The organism is Nocardia sp. NPDC003345 (assembly GCF_053589395.1).
The window spans coordinates 1-4,077 of sequence record NZ_JBSFRU010000447.1; the positions used below are offsets into that span (position 1 = coordinate 1).

The window sequence follows — 4,077 nt, forward strand, 5'->3', positions numbered from 1 at the left end:
GTCGAGCAGCGGCTGGAACGGGTGGGCCAGCGGTCCACCCAGGAGTTCGATGGCCTCGGCATCCAGGAGCTCCCGCCAGACCGGCGACGCCCCGTGCTGCCAGTTCTGCTCGAATTCGGCCAGCGCGGACGCGGCCAGCCGGTGTTCGTGACTGCCCAGCGCCGGATTGCCCGCCATCGCGGCCTCGTCCGCGCGCAACTGCCAATTGCCCAGCCAGTGGTGCATTCCCGCGAGGCTGTGCGGATCGTCGAGCTGGGCCGCCAGCACCGGGGTGATGCCGAGGGTCAGCAGATGCGAACGGCCTTCGGCCGCGAGCGTGCGCAGTACGTCCACCACGGGCAGGTACGACGCCGCCCACGATTGATACAGCCATTCCTCGCCCACCGGCCACCGCCCGTGATGGGCCAGCCAGGGCAGATGCGAATGCAGGACCAGGGTGAACTGCCCGGGTACCTCGCCGCCGGTATGGCTGCCGCCGGTGTCGTTGCCGCTCAAGGCTTCACCGCTCGGGCGACCAGATCGAGGCTGGCATCGATATCGGCGGGGGTCAGCGCGAAATCGTCGACGGTGATGCCGGCGACATCGGCGGTGAGGTCGGCGGGCCACGGCTCACCGGCGAGCGCGCGCTCGATCTGGGCGTCGATGAAGGAGCCGCCGTGTTTGGCGTCCAGTGCCCGCAGGGTCGGTCCGTGGTGGACGCCGGTCATCAGCTCGACCCGGAAACCGGCCTCTTCCAACAGTTCCGTCAGTTCGGCGGCATTCAGCTCGCGCGTATGGAAAGGGTTGAGCGGGGTATCGCGGCCGGGCGAGAACGTGATCCGGTTCGGGGTGCTGATGAGCAGTTCCCCGCCCGGGCGCAGCACGCGCAGGCATTCCCGCAGGAACTGCGCCTGATCCCAGAGGTGTTCGATCACTTGGAAATTCACGACGGTGTCCACGGCCGCGTCGGGCAGCGGCAGGGTGGCCAGATTGCCGCGGATCATCCGGACCCGCGGATACCGCGCGCGCACATGCTCGGCGGCGCCCCGGTCGTAGTCCAGGCCGACGACCGCGGCGGCGACTTCGGCGATCATGTTCGCGCCGTAGCCTTCTCCCGATCCCGCTTCGAGCACCGTCTTTCCGGCGCAGCAGTCGAGCAGGCGCTCGTAGACGATCTCGTGGCGGCGGAACCAGTAGTTCTCCTCCGCGATACCCGGCACCGTCCGCTCGCCGGTCAGCGGCAGCGGCTCCAGTACGTCCTCGGCGGCCGGTGCGGCGGGAATCACAGCCTTGCTCATTGGGACGAGGTTACTGGTAGGACCCGGTCCGGGGGATGCCCGGTGGTCCCGGAACGGGGGCCGGATGCTAAGTTACCCACCAGTAACTTAACGTAGGGTAATGTCTCGGCCTGAGCTACTCACAAGGACGTACGGCCGTTGGAGATCGTGCGACCGCCAATACAGGTAACCAGAACAGGAGGTCGACGAAGACCGATGCCGAATATCGTCGTACTCATCAAGCAGGTGCCCGATACCTGGTCCGAGCGCAAGCTGACCGACGGTGACTTCACCCTCGACCGTGAAGCCGCCGACGCGGTGCTCGACGAGATCAACGAGCGCGCCGTCGAGGAAGCCCTCCTGATCAAGGAGGCGCAGGGCGGTGAGGTCACCGTGCTGGCCGCCGGTCCCGATCGCGCCACCGAGGCCATCCGCAAGGCGCTGTCCATGGGCGCCGACAAGGCCATCCACATCAACGACCCGGCCGTCCACGGCTCCGACACCGTCCAGACCGCGTGGGTCCTGGCCGGTGCGCTGGGCCAGGTCGAGGGCGTCGAGCTGGTCATCGCCGGTAACGAGGCCACCGACGGCCGCTCCGGCGCGGTCCCGGCCATCATCGCCGAGTACCTGGGCATCCCGCAGCTCACCCATCTGCGCAAGCTCACCGTCGACGGCGAGAAGATCACCGGCGAGCGCGAGACCGACGAAGGCGTGTTCAAGCTCGAGGCCTCGCTGCCGGCCATCGTCAGCGTCACCGAGAAGATCAACGAACCGCGCTTCCCCTCCTTCAAGGGCATCATGGCCGCGAAGAAGAAGGAAGTGCAGACCTTCACCCTGGAGGATCTGGGAATCGACCCGTCGACCGTGGGCGTCGAGAACGCGGGCACCAAGGTCACCGCCTCCACCCCGAAGCCGCCGCGCACCGCGGGCGAGAAGATCACCGACGAGGGCGACGGCGGCACCAAGATCGCCCAGTACCTGGTCGGCCAGAAGATCATCTGAGACCCCGCACCGCAGCAACTTCTAGGAGAAGAGACAAATGGCAGAAGTACTTGTGCTCGTCGAGCACGCCGAAGGTGCGGTCAAGAAGGTCAGCACTGAACTGCTGACCGCCGCCACCGCCCTGGGCGAGCCGTCGGCCGTCGTGGTGGGTGCTCCCGGCACCGCCGACAAACTGTCCGATGCCCTCGCCGCCGCCGGCGCCGCCAAGATCTACGTCGCCGAATCCGATGACGCGGACAACTACCTGGTGACCCCGAAGGTCGATGTGCTCGCCGGTCTGGTCGAGTCGGCCTCCCCGGCCGCGGTCCTGGTCGCCGCCAGTGCCGAGGGCAAAGAGGTCTCCGGCCGGCTCGCCGCGCGTATCGGCTCCGGCCTGCTGGTCGACGTCGTCGACGTGAAGTCCGACGGCACCGCCGTGCACAGCATCTTCGGTGGCGCGTTCACCGTCGACGCCCAGGCCACCGGCGATGTCCCGGTCATCTCGGTGCGTCCGGGCTCGATCGAGGCCAAGCCCTCGGCCGGCGCCGGCGAGAAGGTCACCGTCGAGGTGCCCGCCCAGGAAGAGGGCGTCGTCAAGATCACCAGCCGCGAACCCGTCGTCGGTGGTGACCGTCCGGAACTGACCGAGGCGGCCATCGTCGTCTCCGGTGGCCGCGGTGTCGGTTCGGCCGACAACTTCTCCGTGGTCGAGGCCCTCGCCGATTCCTTCGGCGCGGCCGTGGGCGCCTCCCGTGCCGCGGTCGACTCGGGCTACTACCCGGGCCAGTTCCAGGTCGGCCAGACCGGTAAGACGGTCTCCCCGCAGCTGTACGTGGCCCTCGGTATCTCCGGCGCCATCCAGCACCGGGCCGGGATGCAGACGTCCAAGACCATCATCGCGGTCAACAAGGACGAAGAGGCCCCGATCTTCGAGATCGCCGACTACGGCATCGTGGGCGACCTGTTCAATGTCGCCCCGCAGCTGACCGATGAGGTCAAGAAGCACAAGGGCTGAGCGCCCGCGGACCCTGTCCGCGAATAGTCACGACCGTGCCCAGCCGGGAATCCGGCTGGGCACGGTCGGGTCCGTAGCAGGGCGGCGGGTGGCCGAGGCTGCGCCGATCTCGGAGACCGCCGGTTACGGCCTTGCGGGCGAGCCGCTGGATCAGGAGAGCATGTCGTCGAGCGTGGACGCGGTGAGTACGCGTGTCGCCCACGCGCGGATGCTGTCTTGATCGGCCGAGCGGACTCGGTGGATCGTGGCGGTCGGCAACGGGCCGAACTTGGCCGTCATCTGCTCGATGAGCAATTCGGCGCGGCCTCGGGCCTCGCCCCGGGCTTCTCCGCGGGCCTGGCCTCGGGCTTCTCCGCGTGCCTCGATGATCTCCGCTGTGGTCACGATCGCCTCCTTCGCGCGCGGGCCGAGCTGTTCGAAGACGGTTGCGAGGTCTGTTTCGGTGGTTTCGCCGACTGTCATGAGATAGGTCAGGACGGTCAGGTAGTCGCCGAGGGGGTCGGGGCCGGTTTCCAGGGCGCGCAGGTCTTCGAGCCAGTCCAGCATATCGTGGCCCAGCCGGCTGTTGTGTGGTGCGATTTTCTGGAGTACCAGCAATACCTTGGTGGCGGGGGTGAGGTCGCGTTCGTGGAGGGTGTCGAGGTCGAGGGCGGCGATATCGTCGAGCAGGAACCGCAGCCGGGGCAGGTGCGGGCCGAGGGCGGCGCGGGCGGTGGGGTCGAGGTCGATGAGGTCGGCGAGTTCGGTGGGGTGTGCGGGTGACCAGCGGGTGCCGTCGGCGGTGTTGTGGACGACGAGGGGGATGATCGCGGGCAGGCCGGCGGG

4 protein-coding genes and 1 pseudogene are annotated in these 4,077 nt (G+C 68.3%); 2 read left to right on the forward strand and 3 right to left on the reverse strand.

The genetic code is table 11. The annotated features are described in order from the left end of the window. Both ACWDU1_RS30285 and ACWDU1_RS30290 read right to left on the reverse strand, forming a co-directional pair. Nucleotides 1-495, reverse strand: a pseudogene (locus tag ACWDU1_RS30285) (1,4-alpha-glucan branching protein); the annotation flags it as partial. Continuing rightward, nucleotides 492-1,277 (reverse strand): methyltransferase domain-containing protein, encoded by a 786-nt coding sequence (locus ACWDU1_RS30290; RefSeq protein WP_450003707.1) that lies wholly within the window; start codon nucleotides 1,275-1,277, stop codon nucleotides 492-494. The gene ACWDU1_RS30290 and the pseudogene ACWDU1_RS30285, both read right to left, overlap by 4 nt. A gap of 195 nt (nucleotides 1,278-1,472) precedes the next feature. Here ACWDU1_RS30290 and ACWDU1_RS30295 point away from each other — a divergent pair, with 195 nt between their 5' ends. Next, on the forward strand, nucleotides 1,473-2,258 hold the full coding sequence (locus tag ACWDU1_RS30295; RefSeq protein WP_450003709.1) for an electron transfer flavoprotein subunit beta/FixA family protein: 786 nt from the start codon (nucleotides 1,473-1,475) through the stop codon (nucleotides 2,256-2,258). A 37-nt stretch (nucleotides 2,259-2,295) separates the two neighbouring features. After that, nucleotides 2,296-3,252, forward strand: a complete 957-nt coding sequence (locus ACWDU1_RS30300; protein WP_450003710.1) for an electron transfer flavoprotein subunit alpha/FixB family protein — start codon at nucleotides 2,296-2,298, stop codon at nucleotides 3,250-3,252. Nucleotides 3,253-3,402: 150 nt separating this feature from the next. Here the strand turns inward: ACWDU1_RS30300 and ACWDU1_RS30305 are convergent. Further along, nucleotides 3,403-4,077: Rpn family recombination-promoting nuclease/putative transposase (locus tag ACWDU1_RS30305; RefSeq protein ID WP_450003711.1), on the reverse strand; the 675-nt coding region annotated here is incomplete at its 5' end.